26 protein-coding genes are annotated in these 22789 nt (G+C 57.8%); 17 read left to right on the plus strand and 9 right to left on the minus strand.

Annotated elements, in window-relative coordinates:
* Positions 1-6 precede the first annotated feature (6 nt).
* From cysD to rpoS, 12 genes are all read left to right on the plus strand, one after another.
* Complete coding sequence (gene cysD, locus FOY96_RS04145) at positions 7-915, plus strand: sulfate adenylyltransferase subunit CysD (protein WP_010434549.1); 909 nt, start codon at positions 7-9, stop codon at positions 913-915.
* Between the two features lie 9 nt (positions 916-924).
* Positions 925-2349: a sulfate adenylyltransferase subunit CysN gene (cysN, locus tag FOY96_RS04150; protein WP_143346545.1), complete on the plus strand. Its 1425-nt coding sequence runs from the start codon at positions 925-927 to the stop codon at positions 2347-2349.
* Positions 2349-2954 carry an adenylyl-sulfate kinase gene (gene cysC / locus FOY96_RS04155; protein ID WP_143346546.1) on the plus strand — a complete coding sequence of 202 codons (606 nt, stop codon included), beginning with the start codon at positions 2349-2351 and terminating at the stop codon, positions 2952-2954. Before cysN ends, cysC begins: the two co-directional genes overlap by 1 nt.
* 58 nt (positions 2955-3012) lie before the next feature.
* A complete protein-coding gene (locus FOY96_RS04160) occupies positions 3013-3339 on the plus strand; it encodes a DUF3561 family protein (RefSeq protein ID WP_008499610.1) in 327 nt (108 codons plus the stop codon).
* A gap of 166 nt (positions 3340-3505) precedes the next feature.
* Positions 3506-3817 (plus strand): cell division protein FtsB, encoded by a 312-nt coding sequence (ftsB, locus tag FOY96_RS04165; protein WP_008499609.1) that lies wholly within the window; start codon positions 3506-3508, stop codon positions 3815-3817.
* Positions 3818-3836: 19 nt separating this feature from the next.
* Positions 3837-4547, plus strand: coding sequence for a 2-C-methyl-D-erythritol 4-phosphate cytidylyltransferase (ispD, locus tag FOY96_RS04170; RefSeq protein WP_143346547.1), 711 nt, complete (start codon positions 3837-3839; stop codon positions 4545-4547).
* The gene (gene ispF / locus FOY96_RS04175; protein ID WP_143346548.1) at positions 4547-5026 is read left to right on the plus strand and encodes a 2-C-methyl-D-erythritol 2,4-cyclodiphosphate synthase; all 480 of its coding nucleotides are present in this window, start codon (positions 4547-4549) and stop codon (positions 5024-5026) included. Before ispD ends, ispF begins: the two co-directional genes overlap by 1 nt.
* Positions 5023-6072 carry a tRNA pseudouridine(13) synthase TruD gene (gene truD / locus FOY96_RS04180; RefSeq protein ID WP_143346549.1) on the plus strand — a complete coding sequence of 350 codons (1050 nt, stop codon included), beginning with the start codon at positions 5023-5025 and terminating at the stop codon, positions 6070-6072. The genes ispF and truD overlap by 4 nt, the downstream gene beginning before the upstream one ends.
* Complete coding sequence (surE, locus tag FOY96_RS04185) at positions 6053-6814, plus strand: 5'/3'-nucleotidase SurE (RefSeq protein ID WP_023308990.1); 762 nt, start codon at positions 6053-6055, stop codon at positions 6812-6814. The genes truD and surE overlap by 20 nt, the downstream gene beginning before the upstream one ends.
* Positions 6808-7434 (plus strand): protein-L-isoaspartate(D-aspartate) O-methyltransferase, encoded by a 627-nt coding sequence (locus FOY96_RS04190; RefSeq protein ID WP_023333224.1) that lies wholly within the window; start codon positions 6808-6810, stop codon positions 7432-7434. The genes surE and FOY96_RS04190 overlap by 7 nt, the downstream gene beginning before the upstream one ends.
* Positions 7435-7550: 116 nt before the next feature.
* Positions 7551-8675: a murein hydrolase activator NlpD gene (nlpD, locus tag FOY96_RS04195; protein WP_033146405.1), complete on the plus strand. Its 1125-nt coding sequence runs from the start codon at positions 7551-7553 to the stop codon at positions 8673-8675.
* Between the two features lie 59 nt (positions 8676-8734).
* Positions 8735-9727, plus strand: a complete 993-nt coding sequence (gene rpoS / locus FOY96_RS04200) for an RNA polymerase sigma factor RpoS (protein ID WP_008499600.1) — start codon at positions 8735-8737, stop codon at positions 9725-9727.
* Between the two features lie 52 nt (positions 9728-9779).
* On the opposite strand, the gene FOY96_RS04205 is transcribed toward rpoS, so the two are convergent.
* Positions 9780-10157 carry a DUF4440 domain-containing protein gene (locus tag FOY96_RS04205; RefSeq protein WP_094934811.1) on the minus strand — a complete coding sequence of 126 codons (378 nt, stop codon included), beginning with the start codon at positions 10155-10157 and terminating at the stop codon, positions 9780-9782.
* Positions 10154-11356 (minus strand): MFS transporter, encoded by a 1203-nt coding sequence (locus FOY96_RS04210; RefSeq protein ID WP_143346550.1) that lies wholly within the window; start codon positions 11354-11356, stop codon positions 10154-10156. Before FOY96_RS04210 ends, FOY96_RS04205 begins: the two co-directional genes overlap by 4 nt.
* Positions 11357-11464: 108 nt before the next feature.
* On the opposite strand from FOY96_RS04210, the gene FOY96_RS04215 reads away from it, so the two are divergent.
* The gene (locus tag FOY96_RS04215; protein WP_143347753.1) at positions 11465-12352 is read left to right on the plus strand and encodes a LysR family transcriptional regulator; all 888 of its coding nucleotides are present in this window, start codon (positions 11465-11467) and stop codon (positions 12350-12352) included.
* Here FOY96_RS04215 and FOY96_RS04220 read toward each other — a convergent pair.
* A complete protein-coding gene (locus tag FOY96_RS04220) occupies positions 12349-12756 on the minus strand; it encodes a MarR family winged helix-turn-helix transcriptional regulator (RefSeq protein ID WP_033146401.1) in 408 nt (135 codons plus the stop codon). The genes FOY96_RS04215 and FOY96_RS04220 overlap by 4 nt on opposite strands.
* Before the next feature lie 171 nt (positions 12757-12927).
* Between FOY96_RS04220 and FOY96_RS04225 the strand changes: the two genes are divergently transcribed.
* From FOY96_RS04225 to FOY96_RS04235, 3 genes are read left to right on the plus strand one after another with little or no spacing between them, the layout of a single operon-like run.
* Positions 12928-13530, plus strand: coding sequence for a non-oxidative hydroxyarylic acid decarboxylases subunit B (locus FOY96_RS04225; RefSeq protein ID WP_008499595.1), 603 nt, complete (start codon positions 12928-12930; stop codon positions 13528-13530).
* Positions 13520-14947, plus strand: a complete 1428-nt coding sequence (locus tag FOY96_RS04230; protein WP_048976002.1) for a non-oxidative hydroxyarylic acid decarboxylases subunit C — start codon at positions 13520-13522, stop codon at positions 14945-14947. Before FOY96_RS04225 ends, FOY96_RS04230 begins: the two co-directional genes overlap by 11 nt.
* A gap of 10 nt (positions 14948-14957) precedes the next feature.
* Positions 14958-15179: a non-oxidative hydroxyarylic acid decarboxylases subunit D gene (locus FOY96_RS04235; RefSeq protein ID WP_003862116.1), complete on the plus strand. Its 222-nt coding sequence runs from the start codon at positions 14958-14960 to the stop codon at positions 15177-15179.
* A 94-nt stretch (positions 15180-15273) separates the two neighbouring features.
* Here the strand turns inward: FOY96_RS04235 and mutS are convergent, their stop codons facing one another.
* Together mutS and FOY96_RS04245 are read right to left on the minus strand one after the other, a co-directional pair.
* A complete protein-coding gene (gene mutS / locus FOY96_RS04240) occupies positions 15274-17835 on the minus strand; it encodes a DNA mismatch repair protein MutS (protein WP_039263367.1) in 2562 nt (853 codons plus the stop codon).
* A 113-nt stretch (positions 17836-17948) separates the two neighbouring features.
* A complete protein-coding gene (locus FOY96_RS04245; protein ID WP_023333217.1) occupies positions 17949-18179 on the minus strand; it encodes a SymE family type I addiction module toxin in 231 nt (76 codons plus the stop codon).
* 175 nt (positions 18180-18354) lie between these two features.
* Here FOY96_RS04245 and FOY96_RS04250 point away from each other — a divergent pair, with 175 nt between their 5' ends.
* Entirely contained in the window at positions 18355-18699 is a 345-nt protein-coding gene (locus tag FOY96_RS04250; RefSeq protein ID WP_029739543.1) for a nitrous oxide-stimulated promoter family protein, read from the plus strand.
* Positions 18700-18704: 5 nt separating this feature from the next.
* Here FOY96_RS04250 and FOY96_RS04255 read toward each other — a convergent pair whose 3' ends face one another.
* Genes FOY96_RS04255 through eitA form a run of 4 tightly spaced genes read right to left on the minus strand, consistent with a single transcriptional unit; the run spans position 18705 to position 22738 of the window.
* Positions 18705-19925 carry an MDR family MFS transporter gene (locus FOY96_RS04255; RefSeq protein WP_143346552.1) on the minus strand — a complete coding sequence of 407 codons (1221 nt, stop codon included), beginning with the start codon at positions 19923-19925 and terminating at the stop codon, positions 18705-18707.
* Positions 19926-19941: 16 nt separating this feature from the next.
* Entirely contained in the window at positions 19942-20703 is a 762-nt protein-coding gene (eitC, locus tag FOY96_RS04260; RefSeq protein WP_143346553.1) for a siderophore ABC transporter ATP-binding protein EitC, read from the minus strand.
* A complete protein-coding gene (locus tag FOY96_RS04265) occupies positions 20703-21740 on the minus strand; it encodes a FecCD family ABC transporter permease (protein WP_048979267.1) in 1038 nt (345 codons plus the stop codon). Before FOY96_RS04265 ends, eitC begins: the two co-directional genes overlap by 1 nt.
* Entirely contained in the window at positions 21740-22738 is a 999-nt protein-coding gene (eitA, locus tag FOY96_RS04270) for a siderophore ABC transporter substrate-binding protein EitA (RefSeq protein ID WP_094934803.1), read from the minus strand. The genes FOY96_RS04265 and eitA overlap by 1 nt, the downstream gene beginning before the upstream one ends.
* Positions 22739-22789: the final 51 nt, after the last annotated feature.

Here is a 22789-nt window from a genome sequence, read left to right on the forward strand (position 1 = left end):
ACGGTTATGGACCAAAAACGTCTTACACACCTGCGGCAGCTCGAAGCGGAGAGTATCCATATTATCCGCGAAGTGGCCGCCGAGTTTTCTAACCCGGTGATGATGTACTCCATCGGTAAAGATTCCAGCGTCATGCTGCATCTGGCGCGTAAAGCGTTTTATCCGGGCACGCTGCCGTTCCCGCTGCTGCACGTGGATACCGGCTGGAAATTCCGCGAAATGTACGAGTTCCGCGACCGTACCGCGAAAGCCTACGGCTGCGAGCTGCTGGTGCATAAAAACCCGGAAGGGGTGGCGATGGGCATTAACCCGTTCGTGCACGGCAGCGCCAAGCACACCGATATCATGAAAACCGAAGGGCTGAAGCAGGCGCTGAACAAATACGGTTTTGACGCGGCCTTCGGCGGCGCGCGCCGTGACGAGGAGAAATCCCGCGCCAAAGAACGTATCTACTCCTTCCGCGACCGCTTCCACCGCTGGGATCCGAAAAACCAGCGTCCGGAGCTGTGGCACAACTACAACGGTCAGATCAACAAAGGCGAAAGCATTCGCGTCTTCCCGCTCTCCAACTGGACCGAGCTGGATATCTGGCAGTACATCTATCTGGAAAACATTGAAATCGTTCCGCTGTATCTGGCCGCCGAGCGCCCGGTGCTGGAGCGCGACGGCATGCTGATGATGATCGACGACGATCGCATCGACCTGCAGCCGGGCGAAGTGATCAAACAACAGATGGTGCGCTTCCGTACTCTCGGCTGCTGGCCGCTGACCGGGGCGGTGGAATCCAGCGCGCAGACGCTGCCGGAGATCATCGAAGAGATGCTGGTGTCCACCACCAGCGAGCGACAGGGGCGCGTGATTGACCGCGACCAGGCAGGCTCCATGGAGCTGAAGAAACGTCAGGGTTATTTCTAAGGAGCCGCCATGAACACCACTATTGCTCAACAAATTGCCAACGAAGGCGGCGTGGAAGCGTATCTGCACGCGCAACAACACAAAAGCCTGCTGCGTTTTCTGACCTGCGGCAGCGTGGATGACGGGAAAAGTACCCTGATTGGCCGCCTGCTGCACGATACGCGCCAGATTTACGAAGATCAGCTCTCTTCCCTGCATAACGACAGTAAGCGTCACGGCACCCAGGGTGAAAAACTCGACCTGGCGCTGCTGGTGGACGGCCTGCAGGCCGAGCGCGAGCAGGGCATCACCATCGATGTGGCCTACCGCTACTTCTCTACCGAGAAGCGCAAATTTATTATCGCCGACACCCCGGGGCACGAGCAGTACACCCGCAACATGGCGACCGGCGCGTCCACCTGCGACCTGGCGATCCTGCTGATGGACGCGCGAAAAGGCGTGCTGGATCAGACCCGTCGTCACAGCTTTATCTCGACGCTGCTGGGGATCAAACACCTGGTGGTGGCGGTCAACAAGATGGATCTGGTCAACTTCAGCGAAGAGAAGTTCGAGGAGATCCGCCAGAGCTATCTGACCTTTGCCGAACAGCTGCCGGGCAACCTGGATATTCGCTTTGTGCCGCTTTCGGCGCTGGAAGGGGATAACGTCGCCTCCCAGAGCGCGAACATGCCGTGGTACAGCGGTCCGACGCTGCTGGAAGTGCTGGAAACCGTTGAAATTCAGCGCGTGGTCGATACCCAGCCGATGCGCTTCCCGGTGCAGTACGTGAACCGTCCAAACCTCGATTTCCGCGGCTTCTCAGGTACCCTCGCGTCAGGTTCCGTGAAGGTAGGTCAGCGCGTCAAGGTGCTGCCATCCGGCGTGGAATCGACTATCGCCCGCATTGTCACCTTCGACGGTGACCTGCAGGAAGCGGGTGCCGGTGAAGCCGTAACGCTGGTGCTGAAAGACGAAATTGACATCAGCCGGGGCGACCTGCTGGTCGACGCGCAGGAAACGCTGGCGGCAGTGCAGGGGGCTTCCGTGGACGTGGTCTGGATGGCCGAACAGCCGCTGACCGCTGGCCAGAGCTATGACATCAAAATTGCCGGCAAGAAAACCCGCGCCCGCGTGGACGGTATTCAGTTCCAGGTGGATATCAACAACCTGACCCAGCGTGACGTCACCGAGCTGCCGCTGAACGGCATTGGTCTGGTCGATCTGACCTTCGACGAACCGCTGGTGCTGGATCCGTATCAGCAGAATCCGGTCACGGGAGGTCTTATCTTTATCGACAGGCTGACCAACGTTACCGTCGGGGCCGGTATGGTTCGCGAACCGATTAAACAGGCTGCCGCGACGTCTGAATTCAGCGCCTTCGAGCTGGAACTGAACGCGCTGGTGCGTAAACACTTCCCGCACTGGGGCGCAAGCGATCTGCTGGGAGGCAAGTAATGGCCGCCCATGATGAGAACGTCGTCTGGCATCCTCATCCGGTCACCGTCGCCCAGCGCGAACAGCTCCACGGTCACCGTGGGGTTGTGCTGTGGTTTACCGGGCTGTCCGGCTCGGGTAAATCGACGGTGGCCGGCGCGCTGGAAGAGGCGTTGCATCAGCAGGGCGTAAGCACGTACCTGCTGGATGGCGACAACGTGCGTCACGGCCTGTGCAGCGATTTAGGGTTTAGCGACGATGACCGCAAAGAGAACATCCGCCGGGTGGGCGAAGTCGCCAGCCTGATGGCTGACGCCGGGCTGGTGGTGCTGACCGCGTTTATCTCTCCGCACCGCGCCGAGCGCCAGATCGTGCGCGAACGCGTGGGCCAGGATCGCTTTATCGAGGTGTTTGTCGATACGCCGCTGGAGATTTGCGAAGCGCGCGACCCGAAAGGGCTGTACAAGAAAGCGCGTGCCGGAGAACTGCGCAACTTCACCGGAATTGACGCGGTATACGAAGCGCCTGAATCGCCTGAAATTCACCTGGAAGGTCAACAATTGGTAACAAATTTAGTAAGCCAATTATTAGACCTGCTCAGACGGGACGATATTATCAGATCCTGAGGCGGTATCGTTCGGGAGCTGTCTTCCCGAACGATCAGTCACGGTCACAGGATTAGCTATGCGCAACAGTGAACATTACATCACCACCACCGGGTCGGAGCCGCTAGCGACCGACGACGAAACGACCTGGTCATTTCCTGGGGCCATCATTGGCTTCGTCTCATGGCTGCTGGCGCTTGGCATTCCGTTTCTCATCTACGGCGGCAACACGCTGTTCTTCTTTCTCTACACCTGGCCTTTCTTTCTGGCGTTGATGCCCGTGGCGGTTGTCGTCGGCATTGCGCTGCACTCGCTGCTCAACGGTAAGCTCCTGTACAGCACCGTGGTCACGATTGTGACGGTGGTTCTCATGTTTGGTCTGTTATTTTTGTGGCTCATGGGCTAACTTCAGCCATAATTCAAACCGTAACCAACTGTGTAACGATATTGAGCAGGACGATTCTGCGGAAAAAATGTGGTACATTTGCCCGCGATGTTGCGGCATCTCTGTTACCCCGGCGTAGTGCTCTGGGGAAGTCTTGGGATGATGATGCCGTTTTTCAGGGGGCAGGATGGGTAAACTAACGCTGCTGTTGCTGGCTTTGCTAATCTGGCTGCAATATTCGCTGTGGTTCGGTAAGAACGGACTGCACGACTATAGCCGGGTGAGCGATGACGTCGCGGCTCAGCAGGCAACAAACGCCAAACTTAAGGCGCGAAACGATCAACTCTTTGCTGAAATTGATGACCTCAATGGCGGGCAAGAGGCGATTGAGGAACGCGCACGCAATGAACTCAGTATGACTAAGCCGGGCGAAACCTTTTATCGTCTGGTTCCGGATGCGTCTAAACGCAATCAGGGCTCAGCACAAAACAATCGATAATCAGGCCCAGGATTACGACATGGCAGTAACTTTTTCGGACGTATGCGCCGTGGTGCCGGCCGCAGGTTTTGGCCGGCGCATGCAGACAGAATGTCCCAAGCAGTACCTCTCTATTGGCGATAAAACGATCCTCGAGCACGCCGTGGCGGCGCTGCTGGCGCACCCGCGGGTGACGCGTGTGATCATCGCTATCAGCCCTGGCGATGCGCGCTTCGCGCAGCTGCCGCTGGCAAATCATCCACACATTACCGTCGTTGACGGTGGCGCCGAACGCGCCGATTCCGTGCTGGCGGGCATTCAGGCCGCCGGAAACGCGCCGTGGGTGCTGGTACATGACGCGGCGCGTCCGTGCCTGCATCAGGACGATCTTGCGCGCCTGCTGGCGCTGAGCGAAACAAGCAAGGTTGGCGGGATTCTGGCCGCACCGGTGCGCGACACTATGAAGCGCGCCGAGCCGGGCAAACAGGCTATCGCCCACACCGTCGATCGCGTCGATTTATGGCACGCGCTGACGCCACAATTTTTCCCCCGCGAATTACTCCACGACTGCTTAACGCGTGCGCTTAAAGAAGGCGCGACCATCACGGACGAAGCCTCCGCGCTGGAGTATTGCGGTTTCCACCCTGAGCTTGTTGAAGGACGCGCTGATAATATTAAAGTGACGCGTCCGGAAGATTTAAAGCTTGCGGAATTTTATCTTACCCGTTCGACCCATCAGGAGAAGGCATAATGCGAATTGGACACGGTTTTGATGTACACGCCTTTGGCGGAGAAGGCCCAATTATCATTGGCGGCGTGCGCATTCCTTATGAAAAAGGACTGCTGGCGCATTCTGATGGCGACGTGGCACTGCATGCGCTGACCGACGCGCTGTTGGGCGCTGCCGCGCTGGGCGATATCGGCAAGCTGTTCCCGGACACCGACCCGGCATTTAAAGGCGCGGACAGCCGCGAACTGCTGCGCGAAGCGTGGCGCCGCATTCAGGCGAAAGGCTACACCCTCGGCAACGTCGACGTGACGATTATTACCCAGGCCCCGAAAATGCTGCCGCATATTCCGCAGATGCGCGTGTTTATTGCAGAAGATCTGGGCTGCCATATGGACGACGTGAACGTTAAAGCGACGACGACCGAGAAGCTGGGCTTTACCGGGCGTGGAGAAGGAATTGCCTGTGAAGCCGTGGCGCTGCTGCTGAAGGCGAGCAAATGACAGACTTCGACAACCTGACATACCTGCACGGTAAACCGCAGGGGAACGGGGTGCTGAAAGCCAGCCCGGAAGATTTCCTCGTGGTGGAGGATCTGGGTTTTGAGCCGGATGGCGAAGGCGAACATATCCTGGTGCGTATTCTGAAAAATGGCTGCAATACCCGCTTTGTGGCCGACGCGCTGGCAAAATTCCTCAAAATCCATGCCCGCGAAGTGAGCTTTGCCGGACAGAAAGATAAACACGCCGTCACGGAACAGTGGCTCTGCGCGCGCGTTCCCGGCAATACGATGCCTGATTTAAGCAAATTTGAGCTTGAAGGCTGTAAGGTACTGGAATTCGCCCGCCACAAGCGCAAACTGCGTCTGGGGGCGTTGAAGGGGAACGACTTTACGCTGGTGCTGCGTGAAGTGTCTCACCGCGAAGATGTTGAAAAACGTCTGAACGCGATCAGTGAACGCGGTGTGCCGAACTACTTTGGCGCGCAGCGCTTTGGCATTGGCGGCAGCAACCTGCATGGTGCGCTGCGCTGGGCGCAAAGCGATGCCCCGGTGCGCGACAGGAATAAACGCAGTTTTTGGTTGTCGGCGGCCCGCAGCGCGTTGTTTAATCAGATTGTGAGCGAAAGGCTGAAAAAACCGGACGCGAATCAAGTTGTTGTTGGCGATGCGCTACAATTAGCGGGACGCGGAAGCTGGTTTGTGGCAACGGCCGAAGAAATGGCCGATGTGCAGTCGCGCGTGGACGCAAAAGCGCTGATGATTACCGCCGCGCTGCCCGGTACGGGCGACTGGGGAACGCAGGGCGACGCGCTGGCTGCCGAGCAGTTAGCCGTAGCGGATGCGCCAGAATTGCAATCCTTGCTGGTGCGGGAAAAAGTCGAGGCGGCACGCCGCGCGATGCTGCTCTACCCGCAGCAGTTAAGCTGGAACTGGTGGGATGACGTGACCGTCGAGTTACGCTTCTGGCTACCGGCAGGTAGCTTTGCCACCAGTGTTGTCAGGGAACTTATCAACACCTCGGGTGATTATGCGAATATTGCTGAGTAACGATGACGGTATCCACGCGCCAGGCATTCAGACCCTGGCGAAACACCTCCGCGAATTCGCGGACGTGCAGGTCGTGGCGCCCGATCGTAACCGCAGTGGAGCGTCTAACTCCCTGACGCTGGAGTCGTCGCTTCGCACCTTTACCTTTGAAAATGGCGATATTGCCGTGCAGATGGGCACGCCAACCGACTGCGTTTTTCTGGGCGTGAACGCGCTGATGCGGCCGCGTCCGGATATCGTTGTTTCCGGCATTAACGCCGGTCCTAACCTCGGCGATGACGTGATTTACTCCGGTACCGTGGCGGCCGCAATGGAAGGGCGCCATCTGGGGTTCCCGGCGCTGGCGGTCTCGTTGAACGGCCACACGCACTACGACACCGCCGCCGCGGTGACCTGTTCGATCCTGCGGGCGCTCGGCCGCGAGCCGTTGCGTACCGGGCGCATCCTCAACATCAACGTGCCGGATCTTCCTCTCGATGAAATTAAAGGCATTCGCGTCACCCGTTGCGGAAGCCGACATCCTGCCGATCAGGTGATCCCGCAGCAGGATCCTCGCGGCAACACGCTTTACTGGATTGGCCCTCCCGGCGATAAGTGCGATGCGGGTCCGGATACCGACTTTGCCGCCGTGGATGAAGGCTATGTTTCGGTTACCCCGCTGCACGTAGATTTAACCGCGTATAGCGCGCATGATGTGGTGTCGGGCTGGCTGGATCGCGCAGGAGTGAACGCGCAATGGTAAACAAACGTGTACAAACTCTTCTGGAACAACTCCGCGCGCAGGGGATCCGCGACGAGCACGTGCTTGAAGCGCTTGCTCAGGTTCCGCGTGAGAAATTTGTAGACGAGGCGTTTGAACACAAAGCGTGGGAAAACGTGGCGCTGCCCATCGGACAGGGCCAGACGATTTCGCAGCCTTACATGGTGGCGCGCATGACGGAGCTGCTGGAGCTGACGCCTGACTCCCGCGTGCTGGAGATTGGCACCGGGTCGGGGTATCAGACCGCGATCCTGGCGCATCTGGTTCATCATGTATGCTCCGTTGAGCGGATTAAAGGTTTACAGTGGCAGGCGCGTCGTCGCCTGAAACAACTTGATTTACATAATGTTTCGACACGACACGGTGATGGATGGCAGGGTTGGAAGGCGCGCGCGCCGTTTGACGCGATCATCGTGACGGCGGCCCCGCCTGAAATTCCTGCGGCCCTGTTGTCGCAGCTGGATGAGGGGGGCATTCTTGTTCTGCCCGTCGGGGACGAGCAGCAGCTTTTGAAGCGCGTTCGTCGGCGCGGCGGCGAGTTTATTATCGACACCGTGGAAGCCGTGCGCTTTGTGCCTCTGGTCAAGGGGGAGTTGGCCTGAGACTCGGAATTATCCAGGGTTATTAAGGCAAATTCAGCGTATGGTGTGGCGCGAAAGATTCGTGCCATCACGGTAAATTTTAAGTCACTGGTAGTTAACACATTCCTGGGGGATAAATGAGCGCGGGAAGCCCTAAATTCACCATCAGCCGTGTTGCGGCATTATCACTGGTTTCGCTCTGGCTGGCAGGCTGTACAAGTTCTAATAACGCGCCTGCGCCCGTCAGTTCTGTCGGCGGAAACAGCGGCTCGGGTAACACGTCCGGCGGAATGTTGATCACTCCTCCGCCTAAAATGGGTACCTCTACGGCGCAACAAAATCCGCCAATCCAGCCGGTTCAGCGTCCAATGACGCAGCCGACGCAGATTCAGCCAGTGGAACAGCCTGTTCAGACCCAGAATGGCCGCATAGTCTATAACCGTCAGTATGGGAACATTCCGAAAGGCAGCTATACCGGTGGCAGCACCTATACCGTGAAACGCGGGGATACGCTGTTCTACATTGCGTGGATTACCGGGAACGATTTCCGTGACCTCGCGCAGCGCAATAACGTCCAGGCCCCATATGGTCTGGAAGTGGGGCAAACGCTCCAGGTTGGCAACGCGACGGGCACGCCGCTTACGCCTGGCAACACCGTTTCAGCGGCCGATGTGACGGCTCAAAATAACAGCGTTAAGCCTGCACAAAAATCCACCACGGTGGTTGCTTCACAACCTGTAATTACGTATTCTGAGGATTCAGGTGATCAGACTGCTAACAAAATGTTGCCGAATAATAAAGGGACTGCGACTGTTGTCACAGCACCGGTAACGGCACCTGTGGTTAGCTCTACTGAACCGACTGCCAGCAGTATGACCTCCAGTTCGCCAATATCTGCATGGCGCTGGCCAACTGACGGCAAGGTTATCGAGAACTTCTCTTCCTCCGAGGGGGGAAATAAAGGGATCGATATCGCAGGGAGTAAAGGACAGGCGATCATCGCGACCGCAGACGGGCGCGTTGTGTATGCCGGTAACGCTCTGCGCGGTTACGGTAATCTTATTATCATCAAACATAACGATGATTACCTGAGTGCCTACGCCCATAACGACACAATGCTGGTCCGGGAACAACAAGAAGTTAAGGCGGGGCAAAAAATCGCTACCATGGGTAGCACCGGAACCAGTTCTACACGCTTGCATTTTGAAATTCGTTACAAGGGGAAATCCGTAAACCCGCTGCAGTATTTGCCGCAGCGATAATTTGACGGGGCATGCCAGCCAGGGTGTCTCGTTCAGGGATCACGGGTAGGAGCCACCTTATGAGTCAGAATACGCTGAAAGTTCATGATTTAAATGAAGACGCGGAATTTGATGAGAACGGAGTAGAGGCTTTTGACGAAAAAGCCTTAGTAGAAGAGGAACCCAGTGATAACGATTTGGCTGAAGAAGAGCTGTTATCGCAGGGCGCCACACAGCGTGTACTGGACGCGACTCAGCTTTACCTTGGGGAGATTGGTTACTCCCCACTGTTAACGGCCGAAGAAGAAGTCTATTTCGCACGTCGTGCTTTGCGTGGTGATGTCGCCTCGCGTCGTCGCATGATTGAAAGTAACCTGCGACTGGTCGTGAAAATTGCCCGCCGTTATGGCAATCGTGGTCTGGCTCTGCTGGATCTGATTGAAGAGGGCAATTTAGGTCTCATCCGCGCAGTTGAGAAGTTTGACCCGGAACGCGGGTTCCGTTTCTCAACCTACGCGACCTGGTGGATTCGTCAGACCATCGAACGGGCTATTATGAACCAGACCCGTACGATCCGCCTGCCGATTCACATCGTCAAAGAGTTGAACGTTTATCTGCGCACCGCGCGCGAGTTGTCCCATAAACTGGACCACGAGCCAAGCGCAGAAGAAATTGCCGAACAACTCGATAAACCGGTTGATGACGTAAGCCGTATGCTGCGTCTCAACGAGCGCATTACCTCCGTTGACACCCCGCTGGGTGGCGACTCCGAAAAAGCGCTGCTGGACATCCTGGCCGATGAAAAAGACAACGGTCCGGAAGACACCACGCAGGACGATGACATGAAGCAGAGCATCGTCAAATGGCTGTTCGAGCTGAACGCCAAACAGCGTGAAGTGCTGGCACGTCGTTTCGGTTTACTGGGGTATGAAGCTGCGACACTGGAAGACGTCGGCCGCGAAATTGGCCTGACCCGTGAACGTGTTCGTCAGATTCAGGTTGAAGGTCTGCGCCGCCTGCGTGAAATCCTGCAGGGGCAAGGTCTGAATATCGAAGCGCTGTTCCGCGAATAAGCAACCTTTCGTCAAAAAAGGCCCGTCGTGAGACGGGCCTTTTTCTTTTGCGTTACGGCTTAGCCGTTTCGTGCAGCAGACGCCACACTATCCGATCGCCTTCCTGATTGAGCACCGCGGTTGACCAGCGCACGTTGGCGGGCAGGTCCGGCCGGGTTTGCGTCTCCCGGTAGTGGAGCACCGCGCCACGATCCCAGCGCTGGATCGTGGACAATTCGTCAATGACGATCTTCAGTCCTGGACGGCTTCCGCGCTGGTTTTCCAGAAAACTGGCAAGACCGATATAGTCGATCTGAACGCCGCCCGGCGGGATCATCAGAAAATCCGGGCTGAAGCGGGCGAGCAGGGCGTCGGAATCACCTTCACCTTTGCCTAACCAGTCTTCAAGCGCAATGTGGAGGTCGATAATGTCGTGTTCGAAAGGCGTCATGAATTCTCCTGTCGCAGCTGGGTGAGCACCTGCGTATTGTTGAGACGAAAAACGTACGGTACAGGCAGCAAGGTCATGCCTGCGGCAAAAATAAACATTCCGTGCCATGCGGCGAGCGGTGTCAGCCAGGTCTGCGCCAGGCTCAGCGCCTGCGCCAGCAGCAGGGCACCGGCAAAAAAGCTCAGCTGCCGATTAAGATTCCACAGCGCGCTGGCATCCGGCATCTCTTCCCGGCGCGTCGTCAGAAAAGCGCTGCTCTGAGCCGTACTGCTGCACAGGCTTCCCCCCGCGCCCATTAAGGTAAACGCAATGGCAGGCAGCAGCGTAGCCGAACTGACGTTAATCAAAAGCAGAATACCCGTCGCCTGCAGCAGGCAGCCGATGACGATCAGCGGTCGGGGGCCGATACGGTTAAAATAGCGTCCCGTTGCCGTGATGGCGATAAACGATGCCACGGACCACGGCAGCATGAGCATCCCCGTTGCGGCTGGGCTCATGTTCGCCACGTGCTGAAGATAAAACATGCCCGTGACGTTCACCCCAATAAACATGCCGGGTACGCAGATATAAACGAGCATGGAAAAACGCAAAAGCGGGTCCGCGAGCAACGACAGGTTTAGCAGTCTGGCCGCTTTCATCGCGGGCATTTCGTGTTTAAGCCACAGGCAGGCCAAAACAAAGGTCACGACAGCGACCGGTAGCGTGGCGAAAAATATCCATCGCCAGCTGAGCGTCTGCACCAGCAGTCCTCCGATAGCAGGAGAGCAGGCCGGGGCAAGCAACGCGACCAGCATCACCGCCGAGGAGAGTCGGGCCCGCTCGTGAGGCTTAAACTGTTGCCAGGTCAGCGCCTGTCCGACGGGGATCAGTAAGCCCCCTCCCACGCCCTGGAGTACTCGCCAGGCGATCAGACTTTCAAGCGTTGCAGACAAGCCCGCCGCAGCGGAGGCAGCGCTGAACAGAAAAAGCGAGAGCAAGATGACTCGCTTTGGCCCGATGCGGCGCGTGAGCACGCTGCTGAACGGGATCACCAGCGTCAGGCCGGCAATGTACCCGTTACTGACCCAGGCAAGGGCTGAAGGCGTGGTGTTAAAGGCGTGAGCCATCGCCGGGAAGGCGACGCTGGCAATGAACATGTTGATCAAATCAAGAAAAAAGCCCAGCAGGTAAACAACGGCGACTTTGCTGCGATACGTCATGGTGGATCCTCCGGTGAGGTGGCGTATCGTATCGATCCGGGAAGAACGGATAAACCTGACAAAGCGCGATATACTGTCAAAAATATTTTGACAGTAAAAGGCGTGATGATGATTAACCTGCAGCGGGCGCAGATGTTTGTCGCGGTGGCCGATACCGGCAGTTTCACTGCCGCAGCCGAGGCAATGGGGCTGACAAAAGCCGTGGTCAGCTTCAATATTCGCCAGCTTGAAGATGAGCTGGGCGTTACGCTGCTGCTGCGCTCCACCCGCCGCCTGACGTTAACCGAGGCGGGCGCGCTCTTTCATCAACGCAGCGTGGCGCTACTGAAGGATGCAGAACGGCTGCAGGATGATGTCCGCGCGAATCATGCGGGGCTTACTGGCGAACTGCGGATCACGACTACGCCCGAGTATGGCTCACAGGTAGTGGTGCCGCTGCTGGCCAGGTTTAGCCAGCAGCACCCGGATCTTCGCGTGCGGCACGTTTCGTCCTCCCTGCACGCCGACCTTATCTCGGAGCGCTTTGACGTAGCTATCCGGCTGGGAACGCTTGCCGATTCGCGCAACCACGCCGCGCTGATTTCGCACTTCTCCATTCTCCCCGTCGCGACGCCCGTGTGGCTCGTTAACCATCAGATCGAAACGCTTGCGCACCTTGCCAACGCCGACTGGATTATTCACGAGCGCCTGGCCTCGCCGCTGCGCTGGCAGGTGAAGGATGCCAGCGGTGCGCCTGAAACGCTGGAGATAAAAAAAGCGCCGCGCCTGTTTGCCGACAGCGCGCAGGCTCTTATGGCCTTTGCACTTGCTGGCGGAGGCGTGGCGTTACTGCCGGAATGGCTGGCGCGCGATGCGCTTGATGCGGGAAAACTGGTCCCGGTTTTACCGGGATATACCTTTGCGCAGCAGGGCATCTATGCGGTTTATCCCGATGCCCGGCACGTGACGGCGAAGGTGCGCACGTTTATCGATTTTATGCGCACCAGCGTGAATTAATCGTGCATCATCTTTTTGATGAGCGCAGAGAACTGCTCCCGCTCGGCCTTGTTAAGACGTCCTAAAAACGCCTCATCCACCTCGTTGCCAAGCGGTTTACAGCCTGCAAGCAGGGCTTCACCTTCTGGGGTCAGGAAGACAAACCGGCGGCGCTTGTCGGCCGGATCGTGCTCGCGTTTGACCAGCCCGCGCGCCTCCATGCGGCTGAGCATCTCCGCCAGGGTTGCTTTCGTGCTGACCGCCACTTCGGTCAACGCCACCTGTTCAATACCCGGATGCTCGGCAATAGAGCGCATCACCGCATACTGTGGCTTGGTCAGTTCCGGTAAGGCATGTTGCCACTGCGCGGTATGCTGTTGAAAAAGCTGACGTAACAGGTGGAACGCCTCTTGTCTTAGTTCCATGAACACTCCGACGGAAAAAATCTCCCCCTATGATAGCCGCTATTGCTCTCAATTTTAACGCGGCATCTTTTAGCCATTCGTGTGATCGTATGCGAACGATCTTGTCAGGTAAACGATCCTGGAGTAGCTTATTTATAATGTTCGTACACGAACAAAATATTGAGGTGATGAATGAGATTGATAGTGGGAATGACGGGGGCAACGGGTGCACCGCTGGGCGTGGCGCTGCTGCAGGCGCTGCGGGAAATGCCGGAGGTGGAGACGCATCTGGTCATGTCTAAGTGGGCAAAAACCACCATTGAGCTGGAAACGCCCTACACCGCGCAGGACGTTGCTGCCCTGGCTGACGTTGTCCACAGTCCGGCTGACCAGGCCGCTACCATCTCCTCCGGCTCGTTTCGCACCGACGGCATGATCGTCATTCCCTGCAGCATGAAAACGCTCGCGGGGATCCGCGCGGGCTACGCCGAAGGGCTGGTGGGACGCGCGGCTGACGTGGTGCTGAAAGAGGGGCGCAAGCTGGTGCTGGTTCCGCGTGAAACGCCGCTCAGCACCATTCATCTTGAGAACATGCTTGCACTTTCCCGCATGGGCGTGGCGATGGTGCCGCCCATGCCTGCCTATTACAACCACCCGCAAACCGCAGATGACATTACCCAGCACATCGTGACCCGCGTGCTCGATCAGTTCGGGCTGGAGCATAAAAAGGCGCGCCGCTGGAACGGGCTGCGGGAGGCGAAACATTTTTCACAGGAGAATAAAGATGGCATTTGATGATTTGAGAAGCTTCCTGCAGGCGCTCGATGAGCAAGGGCAGCTGCTGAAAATTGAGGAAGAGGTTAACGCCGAGCCCGATCTGGCGGCGGCAGCCAACGCGACCGGCCGCATTGGCGACGGCGCGCCCGCGCTGTGGTTCGACAACATTCGTGGCTTTACCGATGCCCGCGTGGTGATGAACACCATCGGCTCCTGGCAGAACCACGCCATTTCGATGGGGCTCCCTGCGAACACCCCGGTAAAAAAACAGATCGACGAATTTATCCGCCGCTGGGATAAATTTCCCGTCACGCCGGAGCGCCGCGCCAACCCGGCCTGGGCGCAGAATACGGTGGACGGTGAAGATATTAACCTGTTCGATATCCTGCCGCTGTTTCGCCTGAACGACGGTGACGGCGGTTTTTATCTCGATAAAGCTTGCGTTGTCTCGCGCGATCCGCTCGACCCGGACAACTTCGGCAAGCAGAACGTCGGGATCTACCGCATGGAAGTGAAGGGCAAGCGCAAGCTGGGCCTGCAGCCTGTTCCGATGCACGATATCGCCCTGCATCTGCACAAGGCGGAAGAGCGCGGTGAAGACCTGCCAATTGCGATTACGCTGGGCAACGACCCGATCATCACCCTGATGGGCGCCACGCCGCTGAAATACGATCAGTCCGAGTATGAAATGGCCGGCGCGCTGCGTGAAAGCCCATACCCGATTGCCACCGCGCCGCTGACCGGCTTCGATGTGCCGTGGGGTTCTGAAGTGATCCTGGAAGGGGTGATTGAAGGCCGCAAGCGTGAAATCGAGGGGCCATTCGGCGAGTTTACCGGGCACTATTCCGGTGGCCGTAACATGACGGTGGTCCGTATCGACAAAGTCTCTTACCGCACCAGGCCGATTTTCGAATCCCTTTACCTCGGCATGCCGTGGACCGAGATTGACTATCTGATGGGACCGGCCACCTGCGTGCCGCTCTACCAGCAGCTGAAAGCGGAATTCCCGGAAGTGCAGGCGGTGAACGCGATGTACACCCATGGTCTGCTGGCGATTATCTCCACCAAAAAACGCTACGGCGGTTTTGCCCGCGCGGTGGGTTTACGCGCCATGACCACGCCGCACGGTCTGGGCTACGTGAAGATGGTAATTATGGTGGATGAGGATGTCGATCCGTTCAACCTCCCGCAGGTGATGTGGGCGCTGTCGTCGAAAGTGAACCCGGCAGGCGATCTGGTGCAACTGCCGAACATGTCGGTCCTTGAACTCGATCCTGGCTCCAGCCCGGCTGGCATTACCGACAAACTGATTATCGATGCCACCACGCCTGTCGCGCCGGACACCCGGGGCCACTACAGCCAGCCGGTACAGGATCTGCCTGAAACCAAAGCCTGGGCTGAAAAACTGACCGCGATGCTGGCAGCACGTCAATAAGGAGGAAAAGATGATTTGTCCACGTTGTGCCGATGAGCATATTGAAGTGATGGCGACGTCGCCGGTAAAAGGGGTCTGGACCGTTTACCAGTGCCAGCATTGTTTGTATACCTGGCGCGATACCGAACCGCTGCGCCGTACCAGCCGCGAGCATTACCCGGAAGCGTTCCGTATGACGCAGAAGGATATTGACGAGGCACCACAGGTGCCGACGATCCCGCCGCTGCTGTAAAAAAAAAAGCCCGGTGGCGCTGCGCTTACCGGGCCTACGGTTTTGTAGGTCGGGTAAGGCGAAGCCGCCACCCGACAAAACAGACCGCAGAAAACTAAACCAGACTCTTCAACCTGTAAATCCACTCCAGCGCCTGACGCGGCGTCAGTGAATCCGGGTCGAGGTTTTCCAGCGCTTCCACCGCAGGCGACGTCTCTTCCGCAGGCACCAACAGCGACATCTGCGTACCATCAATCTGCGTCGCTGCCGCATTCGGTGACAGGCTTTCCAGTTCACGCAGTTTCTGACGCGCGCGCTTGATCACCTCTTTCGGCACACCAGCCAGCGCCGCGACGGCCAGGCCATAGCTCTTGCTCGCCGCGCCATCCTGCACCGTGTGCATGAAGGCAATGGTATCGCCGTGCTCCAGCGCATCCAGATGAACGTTCGCAACTCCTTCCATTTTCTCCGGCAGCTGCGTCAGTTCGAAATAGTGGGTGGCAAACAGCGTCATGGCCTTGATTTTATTCGCAAGGCTTTCCGCACAGGCCCATGCCAGCGACAGACCGTCATAGGTTGACGTTCCGCGCCCGACCTCGTCCATCAGCACCAGGCTGTGCTCCGTCGCGTTATGCAGAATGTTTGCCGTTTCGGTCATCTCGACCATGAAGGTTGAACGACCGCTCGCCAGATCGTCCGCTGCCCCAACGCGGGTAAAGATGCGGTCGATGGGGCCAATCTCCACGTTTTGCGCCGGGACGTAGCTGCCGATATACGCGAGCAGCGCAATCAGCGCCGTCTGACGCATATAGGTACTCTTACCGCCCATGTTCGGACCGGTAATGATCAACATTCTTCTCTGCGGTGACAGGCTCAGCGGGTTGGCGATGAACGGTTCGTTCAGCACCTGTTCTACCACCGGGTGACGGCCTTCGGTTATGCGAATGCCGGGCTTGTCGGTAAAGGTTGGGCAGGTGTAGTTCAGCGTTTCAGCGCGTTCTGCCAGATTCACCAGCACATCCAGCTCCGCCAGCGCGCTGGCGCTCTGCTGCAGGTCGCCCAGGTGCGGCATCAGCATGTCGAACAGCTCTTCATACAGCTGTTTTTCCAGGGCCAGCGCCTTGCCTTTCGAGGTGAGGACTTTGTCTTCGTACTCTTTCAGTTCAGGAATGATGTAGCGTTCGGCGTTTTTCAACGTCTGGCGACGCACGTAGTGAATCGGCGCCAGGTGGCTCTGACCGCGGCTAATCTGAATGTAGTAACCGTGTACCGCGTTATACCCCACTTTCAGGGTGTCGAGCCCAAGACGTTCGCGCTCGCGGATTTCCAGCTTATCGAGGTAGTCCGTCGCACCGTCGGCCAGCGCGCGCCATTCGTCCAGCTCCTCGTTGTAGCCTGGGGCAATCACGCCGCCATCACGCACCAGAACCGGAGGCGCATCAATAATGGCGCGCTCAAGCAGTTCGCGAAGCTCGGTAAATTCGCCCATGGTTTCGCGGAGTTTCTGTACCGGCGCGCTGTCAACGTCACTCAGCTGCGCGCGCAGTTCCGGCAGCTGCTGGAAAGCATGACGCATCCGCGCGAGATCGCGTGGTCGTGCTGTTCGCAGTGCCAGACGCGCAAGGATACGCTCCAGATCGCCCACCTGGCGCAGAACCGGCTGCAGCTCGGTATAGCGATCCTGCAGCGCGGCAATCGTCTGCTGACGGCAAACCAGCGTCTCGGTATCGCGGATCGGCATATGCAGCCAGCGTTTCAGCATGCGGCTGCCCATTGGCGTTACCGTACTGTCGAGGACCGACGCGAGCGTATTTTCTACGCCACCCGCCAGGTTCTGCGTGATCTCCAGGTTACGGCGCGTGGCGGCATCCATGATGATGCTGTCCTGCTGGCGCTCCATGGTGATAGAGCGGATATGCGGCAGGGCGGTGCGCTGGGTATCTTTCACGTACTGCAGGAGACAACCGGCCGCACACAGCCCGCGCGGTGCGTTTTCAACGCCAAAGCCAATCAGATCGCGGGTGCCAAACTGCAGATTCAGCTGCTGGCGCGCGGTATCAATTTCGAATTCCCACAGCGGACGACGACGCAACCCGCGACGACCTTCAATCAGCGCCATTTCGGCGAAATCTTCGGCATAGAGCAATTCTGCCGGGTTGGTGCGCTGCAGTTCGGCGGCCATCGTTTCACGGTCAGCCGGTTCACTCAGGCGAAAACGTCCGGAGCTAATATCCAGCGTCGCGTAGCCAAAGCCTTTACCGTCCTGCCACAGCGCTGCCAGCAGGTTATCCTGGCGCTCCTGCAACAGGGCTTCATCACTGATGGTGCCAGGCGTGACGATGCGCACGACTTTGCGTTCCACCGGGCCTTTTGAGGTCGCCGGATCGCCGATCTGTTCGCAGATGGCAACGGACTCGCCCTGATTCACCAGCTTCGCCAGGTAGTTTTCTACCGCGTGGTGCGGGATACCTGCCATAGGAATGGGCTCGCCTGCCGATGCGCCACGTTTGGTCAGCGAGATGTCGAGCAGCTGCGATGCACGCTTAGCATCGTCATAAAATAGCTCGTAAAAATCGCCCATACGGTAAAACAGCAGGATTTCCGGATGCTGTGCTTTCAGCTTCAGATACTGCTGCATCATCGGCGTATGTGCGTCGAAATTGTCGATTGTGCTCATGGAGTTATGATGTCCATTTCTTTGAAAATAAACCGTTTTGATGGGCTCAATGGCCGTTTGTTCCTTCTATTGTCGCATGAAAAAAAGGTCCGGCGCAGAAAAATGTCGTGGCTTTACGAGGCATCTTCCGCCATTAATTCGATGACAATTTTTCCATGCTCCACGCCCACCCTGACTCGGGAATGGGTCGTAAACCCCGCCTTTTCAAGCCAGTCACCTTTTAAGCTCAGCGCCGCATGTACGCTGTAGCGCTTCGGTATCTTTGTATTGCGGTCTTCATGGCGCTTTCTAAAATATCCCACTTTCAAATGGCGATAGGGTTTGCCGATCGTGAGCTCTTGCATAGGGTCTCCAGACAACATGGACAAAGGTCATTTCTGATGCCTGTATAAAATACCAGTGATTGTTCGCCGGTGCAGGGCTAAAACTGGAATCAGCCTTCAGGAAACGAAATGCAACCGCTGAAATCCAGCGTTGAAAGGTGTATTATTGATGCACTTTATTATTCGGTATTCCGCTATGTCCGGTAAACGCATCTCACGAGAAAAAGAGACCATCGCGAAAATGATCGCGCTGTATGAAAAGCAGTGCCCGCAGGCATCTCAGGAGGAAGGGCACTATCAGGCGCTCAACGCGTATGCCGATAAGCGCCTGGATAAATGCGTTTTCGGTGAGGAAAAGCCGGCCTGCAAGCAGTGTCCCGTACACTGCTACCAGCCTGCCAGACGTGAAGAGATGAAGCAGGTTATGCGCTGGGCAGGCCCGCGTATGTTATGGCGTCATCCTATTCTTACCGTTCGCCATCTGATGGATGACCGTCGTCCCGTGCCGGAACTGCCGGAGAAATACCGTCCGAAAAAGTGATCGGTTCAGCGTCTCAGCGGGCGGCAAATCACCTTCAGGGCCAGCGCGCTGCAGAGCGGGAAGAGGGCCAGCAGCAGCCAGGGATACATCGCCTGCGTTGAGGGCACCAGCGCGCGGTCCAGCAGGCTGCCAAACACCAGGTTTCCTGCCAGTACCGCTATGCCTCCGGCGGTGGCGAGTGCGCCGTAGTGCGCGCCAAGCGTGGATTCCTCCGCAAACCGAGGGATCAGATCTTTAGCCGAGGGCACCAGCAGCATTTGCCCCAGCGTCAACAGCGTCACAAAACAGACAGAAGGCAGTAAGCGCAGCCAGCCTTCCGGCGGCGTCATCGGGGCGAACGTCGCCACGCTCGCAAATGCGGCTGACAGCAGCAAAAATCCCACCGGCAGAATTCTCACCGCGCCCACGCGACGGGCGAAGCGCGCCAGCGGCAGCTGTAAGGTGATGATCAGAACGGAGGCCAGCATAAAAAGCGGGCCGAGATCTTTCTCGTTACCGCCAGAACGCTGGATTTCCACCGGCAGCGCCAGATAAAGCTGGTTATAGCTTAACAGCCACGAGCTGTAGGCAATGATAAAGGCGACAAAGCGCGGCTGGCGGAACGTTGTCCACCAGGGCTGTATTTTCAGCGTCTGTGAACGGTGGCCAGCAGCAGGCAGACAAAAGAAGAGCACCACTAGCGCAATGATAAAGACGCCAGCTCCCGCCAGCGCCACCTGACGAAAGCCGAGGCCGGTGAGCAGGGCGCCAGCAACCGGGCCCAGTACCGCGCCGAGCTCTCCGCAGACGGCAAAGAGCGCAAACCACTCCGCGCGGCTGCGTTTGCCTTTTGTCTCGCTTTGAGTGCCCGCTTTTGCCAGCAGTGCCTCAATTGAGGGAGAAAATAACGCGCCGCCAACGCCCGTCAGACACGCGCCCAGAATAATCGGCCACAGGGATTCCCCGAAGGCCAGCAGCAGATAGCCTGAAACACGAACAATACAGCCGCTCAGGATAATCACTTTCGCGCCAAACCGGTCCGAGAGCGCACCGCCAACGATAAACATCCCCTGTTGCGAGAAGGTACGCAGGCCCAGGATCAGCCCGATCAGTCCGCCGGAGAGCAGCATGTCGTCGCGCAGGAATATCGCCAGGAAGGGAACGACGGCGTAAAAGCCAATGTTGAAAACAAACTGGCTACCCAGTAAGACGGGCGGCCAGAGCGCGGCGGCAGGGCGAAGGGGCATCGTCGTTCACTCGCCCCTAAACGATAAAGTGGATGTGCTTTTTGCCATGGAACGGCGAGATCTCAATTTTGGTTTTGACCCGGAAGACATCCCACAGCAAAGACTCGGATAAGATGTCCTGCGGTGTCCCCGTCGCCACAATTTGCCCTTTCTGCATCACAATCAGCGAGTCGCAGAACATCGAGGCGTGGTTGAGATCGTGGATAGCGACAATGCTGGTGACCGGTAATTCGCTGATCAACTGCATCAGCTGTATCTGATGATGAATGTCGAGGTGGTTGGTCGGCTCGTCCAGCAGGATTTCCGTTGGGGTCTGAGCCAGGGCGCGGGCAATATGCACCCGCTGGCGCTCTCCGCCGGAGAGGCTCAGCCAGCCCTGGTCGCTTTTATCCAGCATATCCACGCGCTGCAGGGCGGCAGTGACGGTTTCGTCATCGTGGTTGCTCCAGTTGGAAAAAGCGGAGTGGTGCGGAATACGCCCGAGTTTCACCACGTCCCGCACGCGCATGTTGGCGTCCGTCATGCCGTGCTGCTCGACGAAGGCGACCCGGCGCGCCAGCTGCTTTTTGGCGATGCGGGAGATGTCCTGGCCGTCCAGCGTCACACAGCCAGCATCCGGGCGACGAAGCCCGGCGAGGATCCGTAAAAGAGACGATTTACCGCAGCCGTTAGGGCCAAGCAGCCCTACCGTTTCGCCCCGGGAAACCTTCAGCGAGACGTCGTTAACGATGACCTTTTTGCCGACCTTCCAGGTAATATTTTCAGCGCAGATACTCATCACTTATTCCTTGAACGGTAGATAATCACGGCAAAGAAAGGCACGCCAACCAGCGCGGTGACCACGCCGACGGGCAGGCTTTGCGGCGCAATCAGCATGCGCGAGGCGATATCAGCCAGCACCATCAGGATCGCCCCTGCCAGCGCGCTGGCAATCAGCAGCGTGCGGTGCAGCGGCCCGAACAGGAAACGCATCACGTGCGGGACCACCAGCCCGACAAAGCCGATTGAGCCCGCCATGCTGACAATCGTCGCGGTAATCAGCGCGGTAGTGGTAAAGAGCGTCAGGCGTACCCACGGGACGGCAATACCTAAAGAGGCCGCAGCGTCATCACCGAACGTGAAGGCATCCAGCGCCCGGGAATAGTAGAGGCAAACGGCTAATCCAGTCAGCACCACCACCAGCGCCAGCTGGAATTCAGGCCAGCGTACGCCGCTGAAGCTGCCCAGCAGCCAGAACATCACGTCGCGCGCCTGCTGGGCGCTGGCGGAGGTGCTGATGGTGTAGGCCGTAATGGCGTTGAACAGCTGTGAGGCGGCAACGCCAGCCAGAATGGTACGTTCATTTCCCCCGCGCGCGCCGTTCGTCAGAAACGCGACAAACGCAAAGGCGGCGAACGCCCCGGCAAACGCGCCCGCAGAGAGCGACACCGCACCGGTGCCAATCCCCAATACGACGACCGACACCGCCCCGGTTGAGGCACCTGCCGACACGCCGAGCACGTAAGGTTCCGCCAGGGCGTTCTTCAGCAGGCTCTGCAATACGGCACCGCAGATGGCCAGCCCCGCGCCGCAGCAGGCCGCCACCAGCGCGCGGCTCAGGCGAAAGTCCCAGATCACGCTCTCATAGATGCGGGTGAGCGGAACCTCGGTGAGCCCCATTTTATTGCTGATGGCGTAAAACACCTTATCCAGCGGGATGGACAGCTCGCCGACGCTGACGCTCAGCGCGATCGTCAGAAATAACAGTACCAGGGCGAGCAAACCCGAGGTCGTCAGAACCAGGCTCTGCCGGGCCTGAAGAACGGCGGTTGTCATCAGTTCAGCCCCAGCTTTCTGAGCTGTTCGCCGACCTGCTCAGCCCCGTAAATCGTGCGGATCGTCGGGTTCATCGCCTGGCCGTCCATCACCACGATATGGCCTTTTTTCACCGCGTCCAGCTGGCTGACCGCCGGATCGCTCTTCAGGAATTTGATTTTTTCTTCCGCGTTATCCAGCGCCCAGCGGTTGCGGTCCAGGCTGGATACCACAATGACATCCGGATTGGCGGCAATAATGCTTTCCCAACCCACGGTTGGCCATTCGGTTTCGGACGTAATGGCGTTATGGCCGCCCATCAGGCTGGCGATAAACCCGGAGGGGCTATTTTTACCGCCGACGTAGGCGTCAGCAGAAGGGGACGAACTGGAGAACCAGAAGACAAACGAAAGGTCTTTTTTACTCTTGCCGAATTCCTTACGCAGGTCGGCCTCGCGTTTTTTGAAATCGGCAATAACGGCCTGACCGCGGTCTTCAACGTTAAAGATTTTGGCGAAATCCTCAATCTCTTTATAGAGATACGTCATATCCCACAGCTTCTGGCGGCTGCCGTACATATCGCCTGTGGCTTTTTTGGTCGCGCACATGCCCGGCGACACGTAGCTGTTCACTCCCAGGGTCATCAGGTCTTCGCGTTTTGCGACCTTACTTTCAGGCCCCAGTAGCAGCGGGGACTGCGCGGGGACAAAGTCAGGATTTTGCGCAAGAACGGATTCAAGGGTCGGGATTTCGACCGTCAGGGTGTTGATTTTTGCGTTCTGTTCCGCCAGCTGCGGCAGCACTTTGGTCGGCCAGAAGGCGCTGGCCTTCACCTTATCTTCCAGGCCCAGCAGGAGCAAAATTTCGACGGTGTTCTGGCCCAGGGCCACGACGCGTTCCGGCGCTTTGGTGAACGTCTCTTTGTAGCCACAGTTTTCAATCGTCAGGGGATAGGTGGTTGCCAGAGCAGAACCGACCGACGCAATCGCCAGGCCTAACGCGCAGATGACCTTTTTCATGAAACGCTACCCTTCATTAAAATTATTATTGATGCAAATGAAACTCATTAT

The sequence above is a fragment of the Enterobacter asburiae genome, from assembly GCF_007035645.1.
GTDB lineage: Bacteria > Pseudomonadota > Gammaproteobacteria > Enterobacterales > Enterobacteriaceae > Enterobacter > Enterobacter asburiae_B.

Excerpts from the sequence above, each read along its gene's own strand:
- cysD (WP_010434549.1), top strand. The coding sequence starts at position 7 with ATGGACCAAAAACGTCTTACACACCTGCGGCAGCTCGAAGCGGAGAGT.
- cysN (WP_143346545.1), top strand. The coding sequence starts at position 925 with ATGAACACCACTATTGCTCAACAAATTGCCAACGAAGGCGGCGTGGAA.
- cysC (WP_143346546.1), top strand. The coding sequence starts at position 2,349 with ATGGCCGCCCATGATGAGAACGTCGTCTGGCATCCTCATCCGGTCACC.
- FOY96_RS04160 (WP_008499610.1), top strand. The coding sequence starts at position 3,013 with ATGCGCAACAGTGAACATTACATCACCACCACCGGGTCGGAGCCGCTA.
- ftsB (WP_008499609.1), top strand. The coding sequence starts at position 3,506 with ATGGGTAAACTAACGCTGCTGTTGCTGGCTTTGCTAATCTGGCTGCAA.
- ispD (WP_143346547.1), top strand. The coding sequence starts at position 3,837 with ATGGCAGTAACTTTTTCGGACGTATGCGCCGTGGTGCCGGCCGCAGGT.
- ispF (WP_143346548.1), top strand. The coding sequence starts at position 4,547 with ATGCGAATTGGACACGGTTTTGATGTACACGCCTTTGGCGGAGAAGGC.
- truD (WP_143346549.1), top strand. The coding sequence starts at position 5,023 with ATGACAGACTTCGACAACCTGACATACCTGCACGGTAAACCGCAGGGG.
- surE (WP_023308990.1), top strand. The coding sequence starts at position 6,053 with ATGCGAATATTGCTGAGTAACGATGACGGTATCCACGCGCCAGGCATT.
- FOY96_RS04190 (WP_023333224.1), top strand. The coding sequence starts at position 6,808 with ATGGTAAACAAACGTGTACAAACTCTTCTGGAACAACTCCGCGCGCAG.
- nlpD (WP_033146405.1), top strand. The coding sequence starts at position 7,551 with ATGAGCGCGGGAAGCCCTAAATTCACCATCAGCCGTGTTGCGGCATTA.
- rpoS (WP_008499600.1), top strand. The coding sequence starts at position 8,735 with ATGAGTCAGAATACGCTGAAAGTTCATGATTTAAATGAAGACGCGGAA.
- FOY96_RS04205 (WP_094934811.1), bottom strand. The coding sequence starts at position 10,157 with ATGACGCCTTTCGAACACGACATTATCGACCTCCACATTGCGCTTGAA.
- FOY96_RS04210 (WP_143346550.1), bottom strand. The coding sequence starts at position 11,356 with ATGACGTATCGCAGCAAAGTCGCCGTTGTTTACCTGCTGGGCTTTTTT.
- FOY96_RS04215 (WP_143347753.1), top strand. The coding sequence starts at position 11,465 with ATGATTAACCTGCAGCGGGCGCAGATGTTTGTCGCGGTGGCCGATACC.
- FOY96_RS04220 (WP_033146401.1), bottom strand. The coding sequence starts at position 12,756 with ATGGAACTAAGACAAGAGGCGTTCCACCTGTTACGTCAGCTTTTTCAA.
- FOY96_RS04225 (WP_008499595.1), top strand. The coding sequence starts at position 12,928 with ATGAGATTGATAGTGGGAATGACGGGGGCAACGGGTGCACCGCTGGGC.
- FOY96_RS04230 (WP_048976002.1), top strand. The coding sequence starts at position 13,520 with ATGGCATTTGATGATTTGAGAAGCTTCCTGCAGGCGCTCGATGAGCAA.
- FOY96_RS04235 (WP_003862116.1), top strand. The coding sequence starts at position 14,958 with ATGATTTGTCCACGTTGTGCCGATGAGCATATTGAAGTGATGGCGACG.
- mutS (WP_039263367.1), bottom strand. The coding sequence starts at position 17,835 with ATGAGCACAATCGACAATTTCGACGCACATACGCCGATGATGCAGCAG.
- FOY96_RS04245 (WP_023333217.1), bottom strand. The coding sequence starts at position 18,179 with ATGCAAGAGCTCACGATCGGCAAACCCTATCGCCATTTGAAAGTGGGA.
- FOY96_RS04250 (WP_029739543.1), top strand. The coding sequence starts at position 18,355 with ATGTCCGGTAAACGCATCTCACGAGAAAAAGAGACCATCGCGAAAATG.
- FOY96_RS04255 (WP_143346552.1), bottom strand. The coding sequence starts at position 19,925 with ATGCCCCTTCGCCCTGCCGCCGCGCTCTGGCCGCCCGTCTTACTGGGT.
- eitC (WP_143346553.1), bottom strand. The coding sequence starts at position 20,703 with ATGAGTATCTGCGCTGAAAATATTACCTGGAAGGTCGGCAAAAAGGTC.
- FOY96_RS04265 (WP_048979267.1), bottom strand. The coding sequence starts at position 21,740 with ATGACAACCGCCGTTCTTCAGGCCCGGCAGAGCCTGGTTCTGACGACC.
- eitA (WP_094934803.1), bottom strand. The coding sequence starts at position 22,738 with ATGAAAAAGGTCATCTGCGCGTTAGGCCTGGCGATTGCGTCGGTCGGT.